Genomic DNA, 16217 nt, shown 5'->3' on the forward strand with positions numbered 1-16217 from the left:
AACGACGCTGATTTTACCACTCTAATGTGATGTTCAGCTACACTCAGCCTATCCTAAGCGTTTAATTCAACTTCTTTAAGATAAACTTAATCGCTAGTCATAGCCCTGCTCTATCTATCTAGGCTATAATACGCGGTCAGATTATTTAAGGAGTTCACCTTTGCAATTCACCGATTTTTCACTGGATCAACGTCTGTTACAAACATTAAAACACATGGGCATAGACACCCCTACTGAGATCCAGGAACAAGCCATACCCATTGCCCTTGCAGGCAAAGATCTAATGGCATCATCTAAAACAGGTTCAGGCAAGACCTTGGCGTTTTTGCTACCTGCAATGCAAAGGATGATTTCGTGTAAAGCATTGAGTAAGCGCGACCCTCGTGCGGTTATTTTGCTACCCACTCGTGAACTTGCAACCCAGGTTTATAGTCAACTGCGTTTATTAGTCGCTAATACACAGTTTAAAGCCACTAAAATTCTTGGTGGTGAGAACTTTAACGACCAAGCAAAAGCACTGGCTCGTGACCCACATTTTGTTGTCGCCACTCCAGGTCGCTTAGCCGATCACCTGAAACAACATCACCTGCACCTCAATGGGCTTGAACTGCTTATCTTCGATGAAGCCGACCGTATGTTGGATTTAGGTTTTGCTGAGCAGCTTAAACAAATTAACGATGCGGCGGATCATAAACGTCGCCAAACACTGATGTTTTCGGCAACACTCGATCACGGCGATGTCGATGAAATCGCTGCTGAGCTGCTTAAAACCCCAGAGCATGTTGCAATTGGCGCTGGTAACTTAGAACACAAAGATATTACTCAGCGTATATTTCTTTGTGATCACCTTGACCATAAAGAAGCCTTGCTATCGCGCATTTTAAAAGATGAGCAGCAAAAACAGATCATCATTTTTACCGCCACTAGACAAGACACCGACCGCCTAGCGAAGAAACTTGCTGACGATGGCTTTAAAACAGCGTCACTCAGTGGTGAGCTAAAACAAAATGCCCGTAACCAAATCATGGATGAGTTCAGCCGTGGTTTACAGCAGATATTGGTGACAACCGATGTCGCTTCTCGTGGCCTAGACTTACTCAATGTGTCTTTGGTGATAAATTTTGATATGCCAAAATTTGCCGAAGAGTATGTTCACCGTATTGGACGTACTGGACGTGCTGGCGCTAAAGGCGATGCGGTTTCATTAGTCGGTCCTAAAGACTGGGTTAACTTTACTCAAGTACAAAACTTCCTTAATAAGCAATTTGCTTTTAGTGAGCTTGAAGGCTTAAAAGGTAAGTTTACTGGCTTGAAACCGAAAACACAGAGCAAGAAGAAATCAAAGCCGACATCAGCAAAGAAAAAAGCAGCTACGGCGAAGAAAAAGTCTGCGGCTAAGGCTACAGCGAATCGCGATAGACGCTTTGCAACTGGTGTCGACGTCGGTGACGCTCCTATGCTTAGAAAACCAAAAGCTAAGCTGCAGGATACACCAGAAGATTAATAAGCTGCTTACATAATGCTTTAAGCCGCTGTGATAGAGCACTATCACAGCGGCTTTTTATTTTAGCGCCAAAATCAAAGTAGAAGATTTATTTAGCAATTTTTTCCAACCAGTTTTTGTCTGCACGCTCTATATACAAAGCGGTATCTTGTAACCATGTCTCGCGCACGCCAAGGCTATAATTTAAGTAAAGCTTATTATTTAGTATGGTAAATGCATTTGGGTCAGTGTCCACCACAAAACCTTTCGACATGCCGTAGGCGCAGTAACCACCGTATTGGGGCAGATATTGTTGTTGATTTTTCTCGAACAACAACTTGTGTTCTTCACTGCTAAAAAGCCATTGGGTATCTTTATAATGGCTACTAAATGCGAGCTGACCTTTAACAGGTTGTCCCTCGGTAAAATAGGCAACCACATCGTAACCATTAACCGCTATGCCTTCGTCCTGAAACGTTGGCTCACCGCCTAAGCTAGTACAACCAACTAAAACAAAACTCAATAGAATAGCCGTTAGATTGTAGATCCGTTTCATCGTTTCCCTCTCTTCCATTACACTATACATAACCAACTAGACCGAGTGATGGCTTAACGTATTTCATTACTACTCATTTAAATGAAGTTAGCTCAAATGTCATACTACAAACCAAAATATATTTTCAATATGCCAATGCTAAACGCTGACCACTGAGCAAAATAGCGCTACAATATGCGCAATATTGTTATTGTTAAGGTTTATCATGAGAGTTTGCGGCGTAGAGTTAAAAGGTGGCGAAGCCATCATCAGTTTATTAAGTTATGAAGGCGAAACCTATAATGTGCCTGACTGCCGTCAGAAATCTTTCGCAATCTCTAATTCAGCGCTAACTGAAACCATTCGTGAGTTTCATTTCGCTTTTGGTAAACTTCTTGAAGATTACCGTGTCGATGAAGTTGTCATCATCGAACGAGAGCAAAAAGGTAAAGGCGCTGGCAGTGTTACCAGTTTTAAACTTGAGGCTGCTATTCAAGTATTATCACTGCCTGTAACCCTTATCTCGCCAGTTACTATTAAAGAGCAGCTAAAGCGTAATCCACCGCAAGTTGACTTTGAAGGTCTTGGGCTCAAGCGTTTCCAAAAGAATGCTTTCGAAGCGGCTTATGCTGCTCATAACTTAACTATTTTCAAGGTAGAAGAAGATTAGTTAATAATACTGCTAGGGGCGTAAACCTTGATGCGATTTAATTGCTACAAGGCCTGACTAAATGTCATCGTCCCTTTCGTTATCCCCAAGCTAGTTGACTAACTGATATGCAACCTCTTCCCTATCTAAGTGGCTACCAGAGCGAAATTCAACAGCAAGTTCAAACCTTATTATCCCAAGGAAAACTGGCTGATGTGCTACTAAAAAGACATCCAGAAATCCATTCTGTACGCTCAGATAAAGCGCTATACGACTACACTATTGCCATAAAGAATCAATATCTACGTAAATCTCAACCGCTGTCTAAAGTTATCTTTGATGACAAGATATCCCTAAAGCATCAAGCGTTGGGTCTGCACTCTTACGTTGCCCGTAAGCAAGGTACTAAGATCAAAGCTAAGAACGAAATTCGTATCTCTTCACGTTTGAAGAAAGTACCTGAAGGTCTGCTAAGAATGGTTGTAGTGCATGAGCTTGAGTTTGAGCTTAGGTTATTACTAACCCTAATCGATGCAGATCAAAACCCCTACCGCTAAATCTACCAACCCACTTTAACTGATAACGATTTTCATTTACAATGTGCGTAGTAAGGTCAAACTGTGAGTTGTAATGAAGCCAAAGCAGCAAAGTCATCAACAAAAATATCAAAGCAAGTTAGCTAAATCACAGCATAAACTTAGGTTTTACTCGTCTTTGACCGCAGCTAACTGCATTGAGCGTTCGATATCAGTGAATAAACGCCAACGGAAAATTGAGAAATACCAGCTCAAAATACTCAAGTATCAAGCTAAGCTTGCAAGCATCAACAACATCCCCCAACACCCTATAGCTTATAAAAAGCTGCACAGCGCGAATGACAATGGCGCGTTTACGTCACTAAAGCTTATCAATAAGTTTAGCCTCAAAAACGCAAGCATCCATCGTCCCTACAAGGCCACTCCCTGCAAGAGTTGCCCTGCACTCAGAGGCAAAGCTTGCCTATGTGCAATGAAGCAACAGCAACGGCAGCAAGCTTTGTCGTTTTAGCTGAAAGCAATATAAAAAAGACCATCAATTTGATGGCCTTTCAGTTTACAAAGAGTGGCTTTTATTCGCCTTTAAAATACCCAGCTTAAACTTGCCCCATCATCATCTTTCTCACCCGCACGAGTTGCTCAAAGGCACCCATCTGTTTTTTAGACAATTGGCTAGCCATTGGAATTTTGGCTTTCATTGGATCAACCGCACGACCATTAATATGGAATTCATAGTGCAAGTGAGGGCCAGTGATCCTGCCGGTATTACCGGAAAGCGCAATGACCTGACCACGAGATACTCGCTGACCTTTATGCACTAAAGATTTTGACAGGTGTAAGTAGCGGGTTCGATATTTATTGCCATGCTCGATCACTACATATTTACCTGCGAAACGATGATCGGTAACCAAAGAGACAATACCATCACCTGGCGCAATAATTTTGGTGCCTATAGGCGTGGCAAAATCAGTACCATTATGCGGGCTTGTACGACCTGTGACAGGGTGATGACGATGTGGGTTAAACCGAGAGCTTATACGATAATTTCGCTGCAGCGGAATTCGCTGAAAGGCGCGCGCTAAGCTTCTGCCCTGTTCATCATAAAAATTACCATCAGTGAATTGATATGCATTAATGCTGCTGCGACCACGGTCAATGGTGACCCCTAGGATATCACTAGAGCCCGTAGCTACACCGTCAATGTATTGATCATTGATCAATACAGAGAACTTATCGCCTGCACGCAGATCACGAGCAAAATTGAGCTTCTCTTTCAATAATGACTCAACCCGTTGGATCTGAGCGGCATTTAGCCCCATCTTCTGCGCTGAGAGATAAAAAGAACCATTTATCTCACCAACAATACTGCGATTACGCCAAATACCTTCAACGTTGACTTCATTTACATTAAAGGAACCATCATCAAAGCGGCTATAAGTAACCTGTCGAGCAGCACTAAAATAGAGTGTTAACTTTTCGAGTTTGTCTGCTTCATCAAGCCAGAATTGGATCTGATTGCCAGGTTGGAGTGTATCGAGTGCCAGCACATTAAGATCAGCTTCTAACACCCGATACATGGTTTGCTGATCTACGCCGCCTTGTTCAAAAAGACCACTTAACGTGTCTCCTTTAACAATCACTTTTTCAAATCTAGGCTTATCTAGCAGTGTATTGATTGTTGGTATCGGTGCTGACTGCGAGATCAAAGCGTCAATATCAAGCTCAACAGGGATCCGCTGTGATAACAACTGCTGATTCTGAGGCAACATAAGTGCAGCGCCAAACAGTAGAACAGAACCAATTAAAATTTTCCGATGCAGAGAAGGCAGAGCTGCAAAACGAAAAAGCGACATTTTAAAAAAAGAAATTTTACCTGACAGCAACCTAAGTCCAACCTTGAATTATTATTTGTTTCATTCACGCCAAATGCCTCCTATTATTGAAGGCTAGCGCCAATTTATACCAAATAATCTCCCTGTAAAAAACTCTTTCAGCGCACAAAACAGCAATTTTATTGCATGTTTAACCTGAAATTCATCTGCAATTATCCTGCAATTATCCTGCAATTATCCTGCAATTATCCTGCAATTATCCTGCAATTATCCTGCAAACAAATTAATTAACATGAAATAAAGCGTCAATATAGATTCTTAATCGATACAAAAAAGGCCTAAATCGAATATTTAGGCCTTGTTAAAATCTTAAAGCGAGTTTCTAACGGCAAGCACTATCACTTTAAGGCAGAACGATAGAAATTTCGCTACCAACTGCACTCTTCGTAATGTCGATACGTGTGCCAATCTGCTCTTTCATTTCAGATACATGAGAGATAACCCCAATCATACGTCCTGCTGATTGCAAGTCCATCAAAGTACGAACCGCCAAGTCGAGCGAGTCTTGATCTAAACTGCCAAAACCTTCATCAATAAATAGGGTGTCGAGCTTAATACCACCAGCATAAGCCTGAACTACATTCGATAACCCTAATGCCATAGACAGAGCAGCCATAAAGCTTTCGCCACCACTGAGTGTCGCCACAGGCCTTACTTTCGAAGTGTAAGCATCTTCCACTTCAAGCTCCAACCCTGATGCTTTATTACCTTTAGCACGCTCTTCCTTGCGGATTAAACGATAACGCCCCTTACTCATCAGCTGCAGGCGCTCACTCGCCTCGAGTAATACATCGTCAAGTAATACGCTCAATACAAAACGCTGTAAACTCACCTTGTTGCCCGTTTGACCGTTGGCTACTTCTGCTAAAGTTCCAACAATGGCGTACTCATCTTCTAATTGTTTAGCTTGGGAATCGGCATCGTTAAGCTGCTCTTGAGTTTGCTTTAACTGGGTCACGCGCCCTTGCAACACTTGCCATTCTTGCTCTGCTTGCTGTTGCTCTGTTTGCAACCGGTTCAGTTGAGCAGCAATGTCTTCCAATTCAGGTTTAGATTGTTGCTGCAGTTTTTCATGTAACTGAGCCAAATTAGCTTGGTTGGCTACACAATCTTGTTGATATTGATTTATCTCGGCAGCGAGCTGCTGCAGCTGCGCTTCCGGCAACATGGCTTGCATTAATGCCTGTTGCTCACTAAAGCCTGATGATATTAACTGCTCGCTAAGTGATATTTTCGCGTTCTCAGCAAGTTCTGTTGTTTGTAACAGATTAGCCTCGGCACCCGCCATGGCAGCTTTGGCTGATGCATCTTGCTCCAGCGCGTTAGTGTGAGATAGACGAATAGCGTTTATCGCTTGTTGTTGCTTGGCAAACTTTTGATTAGATTGAGCAATTGCACTGTTAAGCGAATCAACTGTGCGATATTGCTCTGGAATAGCTGCTAAAAGCTGCTCTAATTGCCCCTGCAATGTGGCAACTTGTGTCTGTACACCTTGGTATAGCTCGCGCTCTGTATCTAGCGCTGCTCGCAGCGTCTGCTCGTTAACTTGCCAAGTTTGTAGCTGTTCTCTCAATGTTGCTAATTGCTGTGTTGCGTGACTAGCAGCTTCAACCTGTTTTTTTAACGCTTGTTGTTGCTCACTAAGATGCTCAGCAGATAACACTGCACTATCAGCGACGGTCTGTTCAATTCTTTGCTTCAGCTCATCAGCAACTTTTATTTGCTCTTGCAGTTTAGTACTGAGGCCTGAGTATTTTGCTCTAGCTTGAGTGAGGGCCTCCGCTGCTTGTTCCTCTGCATATTGAGCTTGTTGCAGCTGCTCTTCAGTCGGTAATTGCTGCTCACTTTGAGCAAGATTAGGATGCTCCGCACTGCCACAAACAGGGCACGGCTGACCAGAACTTAACTGTTGGGCTAATATCGCAGCCTGCCCGCGGTGCCAAACTAACTTTAATGTTTGATGCTGAGTCTGCGCTTGTGTAAATAGCTGCCTACACTGCTGACCTTCGGCTTTTGCGGCTAGCAAAGCAGTCTGCGTGATCTCTACTTCAGACTTGGCTTTTTGCCAATGAGTAAAGCGCTCCATTAATTCACTGTGACCGCTAAGTGCTTGTTGAGCATTCACCAAATCTGCAGCGACTAATTCCAATTGCGGCACTTGTTGCTGCGCCGTTTGTCTTTCGGCTAATAACGCATCAAGCGCCGCTTTAGCGTTAACTCCTTTTTGTTTTGCCTGCTCGCGCTGATTGGTTGCGAGAACCAAGGCATTTTGCGCACTATCGAGCTCTTTAAGTTGAGGGCCGAGTTGAGCTAATTGTTGCTGCTCACTTTGAGTTTGTTGTAGCTGTAGCTCTAGTTCCGCCAAGCTATTAAATTGAGTTAAGCTGAGCGCCAATGCGCTTTCTGCTTGCTGTTGAGTTAATTGCGTCTGCGCCACCACATGCTTAGCTTGTGATGCTTCGGTATCGCGAGCTAAAGACATATCAAGCACTGGTTTAAGCAGCAGTGCCTTTTGACCAGCGTCTAGACTCGATTGCTGCAGATCCACAGTCTCTTTACGCGTGGCTAACTCAACAGCAATTTGCTTAAGTTTGTCTAAATTTTCAAAATCACTTAGCAGCAGTTTAGCCATTTCAAACTGCTTATTAACCTCAATTAAAGCCAGCTTGGCGGTTTCCTTTTGTTCGGCTGCAACAGCAAGTTGTGGCGCAAGGTTATTAAGCTCGTTTGACAGTGCTTCATCAGACTCCACTGCAATATTGTGCAACATACCGTCTCGTTTATTACGGTGATCCCGCACTGCGCCTTTTATTGCCGCAGCCTTAAACTTAAGCTTGTCTTCTATTTTGCGATAAATTTGCGTCTGGAATAACTGGCTAAATATTTTCTCTCGATCTTTAGAGTCAGCCATTAGCAGCTCTCTAAATTTACCTTGAGGTAACACCATCACTTGCCGAAATTGATCGGCATCGAGCCCGGTGAGTTGCTCAATCACAGCTGTGGCTTCAGACACTTTGCTCGGTACCAGTAGATGCTCTTTGCCATCTGCATCCAACTTATAAAGCTGCGCTTCAGGCTTTTGTACCGTATAGCCATCGCCACTTTTCTTCGCTCGCTGTTGCTCTGGTACTCGGCGAATACGATATTGATCGTCAGCCAGAGCAAACGTAAAAGTGACCTCTGTCAGTAAATCATCATTGGCATTATCACAGCGCATCTGGCTGCCTTCACGCTCATCACCGGTGGTTTTACCGTATAGGGCAAAACAGATTGCATCGAGCAATGTTGTCTTACCCGCACCCGTCGGACCATTAATCAAAAACAGTGGATGACTACCGAGTGCTTCAAAATCTGTCACTTGTTGGCCACTAAACGGCCCAAATGCAGACATGGTTAAATTAATAGGTCTCATGCTTGCTCTCCCTTATGCAGGGAATCAATAGTGTCGACAATGGCACTGTGTTGATCCTCAGTTAACGACTCCCCATATACTTGAGAGAAGAAGTCACTGAACATATCCAGTTCACCTTTTTTGATATGCTCTTTGCCAATATCAAGTTGCTGGTTTTGTGCTATTAGTCCAGTTCGTTCAAGGTGCAGTACATTAGGATACACCGCGCGTAGTTTACCCATCGCGTCAAGAATGGCGTTTTTATCTAGCAGGCGCACCATTAGGTAATCATCTCTGTTCGGGTCAGTTTGACCTGCGAGTAGGATATCCGATAACAGTCCTTCAACAATGCGAACATCTCGCATGGCGCTTAAAGGCAGCAGGCTAATACCTGTTGTGCCTGTTGAGTCAAATTCAACCAGCGTGACTGACTTTTTTTGATTTTGTTCACTAAAAGAATATTTCAACGGCGAGCCAGAATATCGGATCTGCTCACTGCCTTTATATTGAGGGCCATGCAAATGCCCTAAGGCCGTATATTGATAATCAGAAAATAGACTTGGAGATATTTTATCTGCGCCGCCTATGCTTATTGGTCTTTCTGAATCAGACTCACTGCCGCCATCTAAAAAGCAGTGGCTGATCACCACTTTGGGTAACTCTTTAGCATCATGTTCTGTCACTTGTTCAAGCAGTTTTTTCATCGCCTCTTCATGAGTGCTAACTCCACACTCAAACACATGACGCACCGTGGCAGGATCAGTATAAGGAAGCGGATAAAACATGGCACTGCCCTGCTTTCCTTTCAGCTCTATAGGATTTAGCGAAGCGCTTAAAGGCCCCACAATATGCAGTCCACTGTCTTGCATCTGCCTTGAGGCAAAGCCCAACCGTTCATGACCATCATGGTTACCGGCTATCATAATCACCGATATGTTAAGCTCGTTAACCAAGGTATTTAGCACTTCATCGAGTAATGCTACCGCATTAGCAGGCGGTACTGAGCGGTCATATATGTCACCAGCAATGATCAGCGCATCGACATCTTGCTCTTTTGCCATTTCGATAATTTGCAGCAAGACATGGCGTTGATCGTCGAGTAGCGACTGATTATGTAACTGTCTGCCAATATGCCAGTCAGAAGTGTGGATGAATTTCATGCATTCTCGTTTATAAATGAAGGAGATGAGAGAGGCTTCTATAGTAAGAAAAGCCTCCTTGCTATACAAGTGTGATTGCCCATCTAGGGGCTGTTGGTCTTTCGAGTTTAGTTTTTGTTCGAATTCAATGCTTGTAAGACAAGGTTTGAGCGATGATGCCTAGTGAAACGCTCATAACGCAGCAATAAAAGCATTGAAACGAACCCGAAGGGCTGCACTCCTTTGCTATTTTTACTGCGCTGTAGACTATTTGTGGAGAATAACTAAACAGCATAGTCTCCACCTTGTTAAAATAACCAATAAGCTGCGACAAAAACAATCGTGAAAGATCAACCTTCCCTAATATGTATATATTGTCAAAGGGGTATGGAACAGCAGGCTTATATTGGGTCTGACTTTGGGGTTTGAAAACACCAAGTAACGATTAAGGTGAAAACTTGGCCATTCATGCTATTTGCCGCATTAACTTTTTGTAATGAATCATCCACGTTGGTGCAAGGAGCGCAACGTACAATTCAGTTCTCAGCAAACAACTCATTAGGATAACAAAATGAAATGTACTAAATTAATCTGTATAGCACTGGCTTTTACACCACTTGCAGCCTTTGCCGACAAAGAAGATGATGCTTTAGCAACATTGGCATTGCAACGGGCCAACTTTAGCTTAGAACAGGCTATCGATAAGGTCGCTACCGATTACGCCAAACACATCGTCGAGTTTGAAGTTGATGATCATAATAATCAAGCGACCTACGATATTGAAGCGGTTAACCTTAAAGCCGAAGAGAAGCATAAGATCGAATTAAGTCTTACTGACGGTGCCGTACTAAAACACAAAACTAAAAATGGTTTAAGCCGATTAGACGATGATGATCTTTTAGCATTACAAGAGCTACAAGCATCGAGCTTTAACTTAAGTGCAACCATTGCCCAGTTGAAGCAAAAATATGCTGCCGATGTCATCGAATTTGAATTAGAGAATAAAAAAGGTATTACGTTCTACAAATTTAAATTAATGGGTGAACAAGGGTTAACTCGCGTCATCGTAGATGTCACAACAGGTAAAGTTATACCGGTCATGAAACGCTAACTCAGTCTATTTTATGGGGGAGAGATGCTCCCCTTAGGAGTAATTTTGCGAATTCTTGTTATTGAAGATAACCTAACAACTCGTCAATACTTACAAAAGGCCCTTAAAGAACAGGGCTATGAAGTTGACCTGGCTGAAAATGGCCAAGATGGTTTATTTTTAGCCCTTGAGGGTGACTACCAGTTAATTTTACTCGATCGGATGCTGCCCAAATTAGATGGTTTAACGGTATTAACCACATTAAGAAATGCCGGCAATCAAACACCCGTTTTGATTCTCAGTGCTTTAGACAGCGTTTCTGAACGAGTCAAAGGACTGCGCGAGGGCAGTGATGATTACCTGATCAAACCTTTTGCACTTTCTGAATTACTCGTGCGTATTGAGATATTAATTCAGCGTAAGGGCTCGAATGTAGACATAAAAACCAACGTTTTACAGGTTGCAGATCTAAAAATGGAGCTCCTGTCTCGCAAAGTATTTAGAGGGCAAAATGAAGTCATTCTGCAACCAAAAGAGTTTAAGCTACTACGTTATTTAATGGAGCATAGCGGACAAGTCGTGTCTCGCTCATTACTGTTTGAGGCGGTTTGGGATTATCAATTTGATCCACAAACTAATGTGATTGATGTGCATATGGCAAGGTTACGAAAGAAGGTAGAATTTGATGGTCTTCCCTCCCTACTTGAAACAGTACGTGGTGTTGGTTACCGCATGGTGGAACAGGGTTAAGTCGGCTCACTCTGTATGGCGTTTAACCCGTTTATATACGGGCTTATTGCTAACCGTAGTCGCCATATTACTTGTTGCTTTGTACCAATTGAGTATCGGTACAATGAATCGGCAACAACAAATGCAGATGGCAAATATTAGAGCTCAGCAAACTTCACTTGCTGAACAATTGCCAGCCGAGCAGTTTATAGAACAATTTAAACTACAAGCTCAAAGTTCTAGGCAATACATTTTAAGCTACCAAACCAAACAACAATCTGTTGGTAGATTGAGTGAAGCCCCAACACTGCCTCTCTGCCCAAGCTTAAGTCGCTTCCCTATTTGGTTAGATCAATACGACGAAATTAGATTGGTTTCAGGTTGTTCTCAGCCTTTGGCCTCGGGAATACTCACTGTCGCAGTTGATGACGAATCATTATATGAACTTAAAGCACAATTCATTAGCGCGTCAGCGGTAGCTTTGTGTTTGGCTATCTTGCTAGGCCTAATAACAGGCTTGGTATTTTCTATACGTGTGTTAAAACGCATTAATGGTTTTAACCAAGTGGCGTTGCAAGTTGAAGCGGGTCACCTAAGTGCGCGAGTTGCTGTATCTGAGCAGAATGATGAATACGATCACATGGCATTACATATCAATACTATGCTTAGCCAAATGCAGCATTCTTTTGAAACGATTGCCGGGATAACGGATGCTATTGCCCATGATTTACGTACCCCGCTTAGCCATTTAAGACAGCAAATCGAATTGGAGATATTAGATAAGCAACATAAGAATCTGCCGACAGAGCAACTAGGATCTATGTTGAATAAGCTAGATGGAATATTGTTTACCTTTAGCTCTATGCTTGAGCTCACCCGTTTGCAGCAACAGCGCGAGGACAATAGCCAAAATTTCACTCGCGTTGATTTACAGCAAGTCATCACCGATGCGGTAGATTTAATCGAGCCACTTGCTGAAGACAAACAACAGCTCGTGACATTACAGGTACAGCCTCCCCTATCAATCCAAGGAGATGCCACACTACTGTTTCGCGCCATATACAACCTATTAGAAAACGCCAGTAAATATGCAGGTATGAATGCAAACATTGAAGCTAGGTTGACGCCTAACGGATTTATCATTTCTGATAATGGGCCTGGCATTTGCGACAGTGAAAAAATAAAAGTTTTTCAGCGGCTATATCGCATTGATAAAAGCCGTGGAGTAGCAGGTTTTGGCCTAGGTTTAACCTTAGTGAAAGCCATCATACAGCTACATAATGGCACTATTGAATTATTAGATAATAAACCTGGCCTTACCGTGCAAGTTACCTTCTCAAACTAAGTGTTAAGGCGGCTAACCTTGGCTCCGACCCACTATGTTAGCAACTTTGCCAATGTAGCGGGCTGAGGTAGCTAATATTAAAAATGAACAAATAATTTACGATTTGACTTATAAAACATGACCCATTGCAAATTAGTCACTATTAAATAAAAAAATAAGTGCGTTTGCCGCTAAATATTGTTACTACATGCTCCGGTAAGCCCTTTCGTCATTTTCAGGTATCGTTTTCATGCAGTATTCAAAGTTTGGTGAGAAATTTAATCGTAACTCTGGCATTAACCAGTTGATGCAAGATCTTAATGACGGACTGCGCACACCCGGTGCGATCATGCTGGGAGGCGGCAACCCCGCCACCATTCCAGCAATGCAAGACTACTTTCATCAAGCATCAGCAAACATGCTAGCAAATGGCGAACTGGTAGCAGCATTAGGTAATTATGATGGTCCTCAAGGGAAAAATACTTTCTTAAAGGCGTTGGCAAACTTACTTAAAGAGACCTACGGCTGGGAAATCAGCGAAAAAAACATCAGTCTCACGAATGGTAGTCAAAGCGCATTTTTCTACCTGTTTAACTTATTAGCAGGCAAGCAAACTGATGGCAGCCATAAAAAAATTCTCTTGCCCTTGGCACCTGAATATATTGGCTACAATGATGCGGGTTTAGATGATGATATTTTTGTCTCTTACCGCCCTGAAATTGAGCCACTCGATAACCGCTTATTCAAATACCATGTCGACTTTGAGCAACTAAAGGTAGATGACTCCGTGGCCGCAATATGTGTATCTCGCCCCACGAACCCAACAGGGAATGTACTGACTGATGCTGAAGTCGCCAAGCTCGACCAATTGGCCCGTGATAACGACATACCACTTATCATCGACAATGCCTACGGCACACCGTTTCCAAATATCATCTTTGAGGAGGTCACTCCTTTTTGGAACAACAATACCATCTTGTGCATGAGTTTATCTAAACTTGGGCTTCCGGGACTGCGCTGCGGCATTGTAATAGCGAATGAAGAGATAACACAGGCTTTGACCAACCTAAACGGTATCATCAGTCTAGCACCTGGAGGCTTTGGCCCAGCGATAGCTAAGCACATGATTGAATCAGGTGATCTGTTACGCTTAAGTGAATCGGTCATTAAACCTTTTTACCAACAAAAAGCTGAATTCGCCTTATCGCTATTACAACAAAGCATCACAGATAACCGCTTCAAAATACATAAACCTGAAGGCGCGATGTTTCTCTGGCTTTGGTTTGATGAACTGCCAATTACTACTATGGAACTTTATCGCCGTTTGAAAGATCGCGGTGTATTGATTGTTCCTGGTGAATATTTCTTCTTTGGTCAAAAAGACCAGCCTGGAGGAAAGTGGGAGCACGCCCATCAATGCTTGCGGATGAACTATGTCCAGGATGAAGACAAAATGCGCAAAGGAATTGCGATAATCGCTGAAGAAGTGATTAAGGCATACTAGGGCGTGTTGATCTTTGCGGTACAGTTCGTGTTCAACAATACATCGGTAGCCAAATTAACATAAATGCCAGCGATAACATGCTGGTATAATTCCTTTCTATCTTGTCATATCTACTTGAAATAAATCAATAATGCTTAATTCTCGTAAAAGCATTTACGACCAAGTGTCGATACTTGTCGTATAGACACCAATCGATACTGTCTTTGTCTATATCTTGTCCGTAATTGCGTTTAGCAATTACCGTTTCTCCGCCACGCTTCTTAACAAAAGTACGGAAAGGTTCGCTGTCATATCCTTTATCACAAATGATGGAATTAACTTCATCGAGTTGTTCAACTAAGCTTTCGGTACGCACTATATCGTGGCGTTGGCCTTCTGATAAATCAAAGCAAATCGGCAGGCCACCACTATCCACAGCTCAGTGAATTTTGGTTGAGTTGCCCCCGCGACTTCTTCCTATTTGCTCTGCGCTTTCAGTAGTTGCACCTGCGCTCTGCTGATGCGCTCGAACTATAGAGCCATCAAGAAAGACCCATTCAAAATCAGCTATGCTAGATAAGCTTCTGAAAATATTATCTAAAACCCCTTTCTTTGACCAAAGATTAAATCGTCTGTAAACGGTACTCCACTCTGTGAACTCAGAGGGTAGATCTCGTCAAGGAATACCTGTTCTCATTCGATAAAGTATTCCTTCAAACGTCATTCTATGTTCAGTTTTATCGTAAATACGACCTGTAATTTTCATAGCTTGGAGTAGCAGTTCCCATCAAATATCAGTTAGTATTGTTATTGGCATGGTATTGGTTATGGTTTTACTTTTGACGAAGCAAATTATAACCCTTCACCATGCTGTTCAAAAAAACACTCACGAAAGTTCAACACGCCCTAGAAATCTACACCAGAAAGAAATTTAATCAATGGTCGAAATAAAAACGTAGAATGCTTCTATAAAGCGAGATATTAACAGACATATAATGCTATTTATCATGTAACGACAGATTACACATGGGTATTTCGATGTAGAACCGCTCTTCGCATGACTCTTTATTATACTGTTTATCAATAAAAGTCAGTTTGTATAACGGACTGTATTGCTGAGACCTTTGTCCCGTCCTAAGATAAGTTGACACTTTGGAGACTTATCTATGAAACCTTCAAGCGCAATTAGTATTAAACGTACACAGCGTGATTACACGTTAGGCTTTAAATTAGCCGTCGTCAGCCAGGTAGAAAAAGGTGAGCTAACCTATAAGCAAGCTCAAAAGCACTACGGGATCCAAGGTCGAAGCACTGTCCTTACGTGGTTAAGAAAACATGGTAGATTAGACTGGACGCAACCCATTGAGCACTCTCCTATGTCTAAATCTAAAGAAACACCCGCCCAGAAAATAAAACGCCTAGAGAAGCAGGTTTCTAATCTAGAAATAAAAAATATGATTTATGGCGATATGGTTGAACTGTTAAAAATGAATATGGTATCGATTTAGAAAAAAAGTACTTAGCCGAGCGCTCTGGATTGCCAAAGAAAAAGGCACCGTAAAGTTAGCGACAGCGAGTCGGCAATTTAATTTATCGAGACAAGCGATTTATCAATGGAAGCAACGAGTTGAATCCAAGGCTGAAAGGCTCAAACCTGTGAAATCAATGGTGATGTATTGGCGTCAGTTTATGCCTAGAGTAGGAACTCAAGCCACAGCTGATTGAGCAAGGCATAAAACTTGGAAGGGATGGGCTATTTGACTATCTGAAACAGCAAGATATGTTGGTGAAGCCAAGAAAAAACTACACCAAAACAACCAATAGCCATCATTGGCTTAGAAGACATCCTAACTCAGGGTGAGAACGTTTTTTAGGCAATTCAACGATCGATTTGACGCTCACATTTAGGTGTGATCATATACTCCCTTTTTAGGGAGAGCATCATGCATATTGACCACTTTAAAGA

General features: G+C 42.5%; 12 protein-coding genes and 2 pseudogenes. 9 read left to right on the top strand and 5 right to left on the bottom strand.

The window, feature by feature from the left end; genetic code table 11:
- Positions 1–160: 160 nt before the first annotated feature.
- Positions 161–1504, top strand: a complete 1344-nt coding sequence (locus AB4238_RS00155) for a DEAD/DEAH box helicase (RefSeq protein ID WP_372030552.1) — start codon at positions 161–163, stop codon at positions 1502–1504.
- Positions 1505–1592: 88 nt separating this feature from the next.
- Here the strand turns inward: AB4238_RS00155 and AB4238_RS00160 are convergent, their stop codons facing one another.
- Complete coding sequence (locus AB4238_RS00160; protein ID WP_372030553.1) at positions 1593–2039, bottom strand: YHS domain-containing (seleno)protein; 447 nt, start codon at positions 2037–2039, stop codon at positions 1593–1595.
- Positions 2040–2244: 205 nt separating this feature from the next.
- Here AB4238_RS00160 and AB4238_RS00165 point away from each other — a divergent pair, with 205 nt between their 5' ends.
- From AB4238_RS00165 to AB4238_RS00175, 3 genes are all read left to right on the top strand, one after another.
- A complete protein-coding gene (locus AB4238_RS00165) occupies positions 2245–2688 on the top strand; it encodes a DUF3010 family protein (protein WP_371990685.1) in 444 nt (147 codons plus the stop codon).
- A 107-nt stretch (positions 2689–2795) separates the two neighbouring features.
- Positions 2796–3224: a metal-dependent hydrolase gene (locus tag AB4238_RS00170; RefSeq protein WP_372030554.1), complete on the top strand. Its 429-nt coding sequence runs from the start codon at positions 2796–2798 to the stop codon at positions 3222–3224.
- Between the two features lie 73 nt (positions 3225–3297).
- On the top strand, positions 3298–3714 hold the full coding sequence (locus AB4238_RS00175) for a hypothetical protein (RefSeq protein ID WP_372030555.1): 417 nt from the start codon (positions 3298–3300) through the stop codon (positions 3712–3714).
- Positions 3715–3799: 85 nt separating this feature from the next.
- Here the strand turns inward: AB4238_RS00175 and AB4238_RS00180 are convergent, their stop codons facing one another.
- The 3 genes from AB4238_RS00180 to AB4238_RS00190 form a co-directional block, all read right to left on the bottom strand.
- The gene (locus AB4238_RS00180; protein ID WP_372030556.1) at positions 3800–5086 is read right to left on the bottom strand and encodes a peptidoglycan DD-metalloendopeptidase family protein; all 1287 of its coding nucleotides are present in this window, start codon (positions 5084–5086) and stop codon (positions 3800–3802) included.
- 352 nt (positions 5087–5438) lie between these two features.
- Positions 5439–8507 carry an AAA family ATPase gene (locus AB4238_RS00185; protein ID WP_372030557.1) on the bottom strand — a complete coding sequence of 1023 codons (3069 nt, stop codon included), beginning with the start codon at positions 8505–8507 and terminating at the stop codon, positions 5439–5441.
- Entirely contained in the window at positions 8504–9646 is a 1143-nt protein-coding gene (locus AB4238_RS00190; RefSeq protein ID WP_372030558.1) for an exonuclease SbcCD subunit D, read from the bottom strand. Before AB4238_RS00190 ends, AB4238_RS00185 begins: the two co-directional genes overlap by 4 nt.
- A gap of 550 nt (positions 9647–10196) precedes the next feature.
- Between AB4238_RS00190 and AB4238_RS00195 the strand changes: the two genes are divergently transcribed.
- The 4 genes from AB4238_RS00195 to AB4238_RS00210 all read left to right on the top strand — a co-directional run bounded on the left by AB4238_RS00195 (position 10197) and on the right by AB4238_RS00210 (position 14272).
- Positions 10197–10736, top strand: a complete 540-nt coding sequence (locus AB4238_RS00195; protein ID WP_372030559.1) for a PepSY domain-containing protein — start codon at positions 10197–10199, stop codon at positions 10734–10736.
- 45 nt (positions 10737–10781) lie between these two features.
- Positions 10782–11465, top strand: a complete 684-nt coding sequence (locus tag AB4238_RS00200) for a winged helix-turn-helix domain-containing protein (RefSeq protein WP_372030560.1) — start codon at positions 10782–10784, stop codon at positions 11463–11465.
- A complete protein-coding gene (locus AB4238_RS00205) occupies positions 11401–12789 on the top strand; it encodes an ATP-binding protein (protein ID WP_372030561.1) in 1389 nt (462 codons plus the stop codon). Before AB4238_RS00200 ends, AB4238_RS00205 begins: the two co-directional genes overlap by 65 nt.
- A 229-nt stretch (positions 12790–13018) precedes the next feature.
- Positions 13019–14272, top strand: coding sequence for a valine--pyruvate transaminase (locus AB4238_RS00210; protein WP_372030562.1), 1254 nt, complete (start codon positions 13019–13021; stop codon positions 14270–14272).
- A gap of 31 nt (positions 14273–14303) precedes the next feature.
- Here AB4238_RS00210 and AB4238_RS00215 read toward each other — a convergent pair.
- Positions 14304–15017 (bottom strand): annotated as a pseudogene (locus AB4238_RS00215) (IS5 family transposase).
- A gap of 400 nt (positions 15018–15417) precedes the next feature.
- Here AB4238_RS00215 and AB4238_RS00220 point away from each other — a divergent pair.
- Positions 15418–16103, top strand: a pseudogene (locus AB4238_RS00220) (IS3 family transposase); the annotation flags it as partial.
- Between the last annotated feature and the right edge of the window lie 114 nt (positions 16104–16217).

This window comes from Shewanella sp. 10N.286.45.A1, assembly GCF_041470405.1.
Lineage (GTDB): Bacteria > Pseudomonadota > Gammaproteobacteria > Enterobacterales > Shewanellaceae > Shewanella.